Raw genomic sequence first — 3,347 nt, forward strand, 5'->3', positions numbered from 1 at the left:
GGCAGCTATCTGCATCGCTCATTGTCCAGACGACAGTCTGGGCGGGTAAAGTATGCTTTTGATGCAGAATAAGAGGATCAGTTTCTTACCAGCTTCTGATCTTCGCGCGAGGCGCTAAGTCTTGCTTTTTCTGGATCAAATCAAGCGCGAAAAGGGCGTTTGGTGAATGCCTTGGCAGTAAGAGGCGATGAAAGACGTGATACTCTGCGATAAGCCATGGGGAGCTGAGAATAAGCTTTGATCCATGGATTTCTGAATGGGGCAACCCACCTGATTATACTCTGTTATTGCTTCGCAATGAACACTCCGTGCCGACCTTTGGTCGGTACATTTTGATCTTCGATCAAAACACTGGGTGGTCGCCAGCGAAGTGATTATCAGGGTGTAAGACCAGGTATTTTTAGGCTGAATATATAGGCTTAAAAAGGCAAACCCGGGGAACTGAAACATCTAAGTACCCGGAGGAAAGGAAATCAATTGATACTCCCCTAGTAGCGGCGAGCGAACGGGGACCAGCCGAGCCATGAGTGTGATTAGAATGCGTTGGAATGCGCAACCAGAGTGGGTGATAGTCCCGTATAAGAAGCATGATTGGACGTATTAAGTAGGGCGGGACACGTGAAATCCTGTCTGAAGATCGGAGGACCACCTTCGAAGGCTAAGTACTCCTTACTGACCGATAGTGAACCAGTACCGTGAGGGAAAGGTGAAAAGCACCCCGACGAGGGGAGTGAAACAGTACCTGAAACCGAACGCCTACAATCAGTTGGAGCATCCTTGCGATGTGACAGCGTACCTTTTGTATAATGGGTCATCGACTTGGTCTCACGAGCAAGCTTAAGCCGTTAGGTGTAGGCGCAGCGAAAGCGAGTCTTAATAGGGCGTCGAGTTCGTGGGATCAGACCCGAAACCGAGTGATCTAGGCATGGCCAGGTTGAAGATAAGGTAACACTTATTGGAGGACCGAACCCACATCTGTTGAAAAAGATCGGGATGAGCTGTGCCTAGGGGTGAAAGGCCAATCAAACTCGGAGATAGCTGGTTCTCTGCGAAATCTATTTAGGTAGAGCGTCATCCGAATACCCTCGGGGGTAGAGCACTGGATGGGTAATGGGGCCCCACAGGCTTACTGATCCTAACCAAACTCCGAATACCGAGGAGTACTGGATGGCAGACACACGGCGAATGCTAACGTCCGTCGTGGAGAGGGAAACAACCCTGACCTCCGGCTAAGGCCCCTAATTCATGGCTAAGTGGGAAAGCAGGTGAGACGACCAAAACAACCAGGAGGTTGGCTTAGAAGCAGCCATCCTTTAAAGATAGCGTAACAGCTCACTGGTCTAAATAAGTTGTCTTGCGGCGAAGATGTAACGGGGCTCAAGCCATGAGCCGAAGCCGAGGATGCATTTATTGCATGGTAGCAGAGCGTAGTGTGACATAGTTCCATGTCTCCTTAGCCCTTCGGGGCATTGGAGACGCGGAGTTTTCTGTGAAGCCGGCGCGTGAGCGATCCGGTGGAGAGATCACTAGTGAGAATGATGACATGAGTAGCGACAAAGAGTGTGAGAGACACTCTCGCCGAAAGTCCAAGGGTTCCTGCTTAAAGCTAATCTGAGCAGGGTAAGCCGACCCCTAAGGCGAGGCCGAAAGGCGTAGTCGATGGGAACCAGGTTAATATTCCTGGGCCAGATGGAAGTGACGGATCTCGAGGGTAGTTCATCCTTATCGGATTGGATGGGCTGCTGAGCGGTCCCTGGAAATAGCTCCATCATCAGATCGTACCCTAAACCGACACAGGTGGACAGGTAGAGAATACCAAGGCGCTTGAGAGAACTATGTTGAAGGAACTCGGCAAAATACCTCCGTAAGTTCGCGAGAAGGAGGCCCGGTTCCTAGGCAACTAGGGGCTGGGGGCACAAACCAGGGGGTGGCGACTGTTTATTAAAAACACAGGGCTCTGCGAAGTCGCAAGACGACGTATAGGGTCTGACGCCTGCCCGGTGCCTGAAGGTTAAAAGGAGGAGTGAGAGCTCTGAATTGAAGCCCAGGTAAACGGCGGCCGTAACTATAACGGTCCTAAGGTAGCGAAATTCCTTGTCGGGTAAGTTCCGACCTGCACGAATGGCGTAACGACTTCCCCGCTGTCTCCAACATAGACTCAGCGAAATTGAATTACCGGTCAAGATGCCGGTTACCCGCGGTTAGACGGAAAGACCCCGTGCACCTTTACTACAGCTTCACACTGGCATTAGGCCGAACATGTGCAGGATAGGTGGTGGGCTTTGAAACCGAGACGCCAGTCTCGGTGGAGCCTCCCTTGAGATACCACCCTTGTTCTGCTTGATGTCTAACCGCGGACCGTTATCCGGTTCCGGGACCCTGTGTGGCGGGTAGTTTGACTGGGGCGGTCGCCTCCTAAATCGTAACGGAGGCGCGCGAAGGTTGGCTCAGAGCGGTCGGAAATCGCTCGTTGAGTGCAATGGCAGAAGCCAGCCTGACTGCGAGACTGACAAGTCGAGCAGAGTCGAAAGACGGCCATAGTGATCCGGTGGTCCCAAGTGGGAGGGCCATCGCTCAACGGATAAAAGGTACGCCGGGGATAACAGGCTGATACTGCCCAAGAGTCCATATCGACGGCAGTGTTTGGCACCTCGATGTCGGCTCATCTCATCCTGGGGCTGGAGCAGGTCCCAAGGGTACGGCTGTTCGCCGTTTAAAGAGGTACGTGAGCTGGGTTTAGAACGTCGTGAGACAGTTCGGTCCCTATCTTCCGTGGGTGTAGGATACTTGAGAGGAGTTGCCCCTAGTACGAGAGGACCGGGGTGAACGATCCACTGGTGGACCAGTTGTAATGCCAATTGCAGTGCTGGGTAGCTATGATCGGACAGGATAACCGCTGAAGGCATCTAAGCGGGAAGCCCCCCTCAAAACAAGGTATCCCTGAGAGCCGTGGTAGACCACCACGTCGATAGGCCAGAGATGTAAGCGTAGTAATACGTTCAGTTGACTGGTACTAATTGCTCGATAGGCTTGATTTGATCCAGTAGAAGCAAGACTGCTTACTGATCAAAAGCATACACATACAATCAGTCGTACATGACTTGGACAAATATCGCTTTGCGCTCCAATAGAGGCGGAGCGGGAACGGGCATCCTTCAGATACCCCGCCTCCCGCCGCCGCTCTGCTGCGCAGAGCGCTACTAGGAATTTATTCGGTTTGGTGATCATAGCGCGAGCAAAACACCTGGTCCCATCCCGAACCCAGCCGTTAAGTGCCGTAGCGCCGATGGTACTGCGTCTTAAGACGTGGGAGAGTAGGTCATCGCCAAACCTAATAAGTTCCTAGA

Annotated in this window: 2 rRNA genes; both read left to right on the forward strand. The window is 52.4% G+C overall.

The annotated features are described in order from the left end of the window. Positions 1 to 138: 138 nt before the first annotated feature. A 23S ribosomal RNA gene (locus tag J7392_RS24000) occupies positions 139 to 3,038 on the forward strand. Between the two features lie 178 nt (positions 3,039 to 3,216). Then, positions 3,217 to 3,331, forward strand: a 5S ribosomal RNA gene (rrf, locus tag J7392_RS24005). Positions 3,332 to 3,347 lie beyond the last annotated feature (16 nt).

The sequence above is a fragment of the Sulfitobacter sp. R18_1 genome (genome assembly GCF_017743915.1).
Classification (GTDB): domain Bacteria; phylum Pseudomonadota; class Alphaproteobacteria; order Rhodobacterales; family Rhodobacteraceae; genus Sulfitobacter; species Sulfitobacter faviae.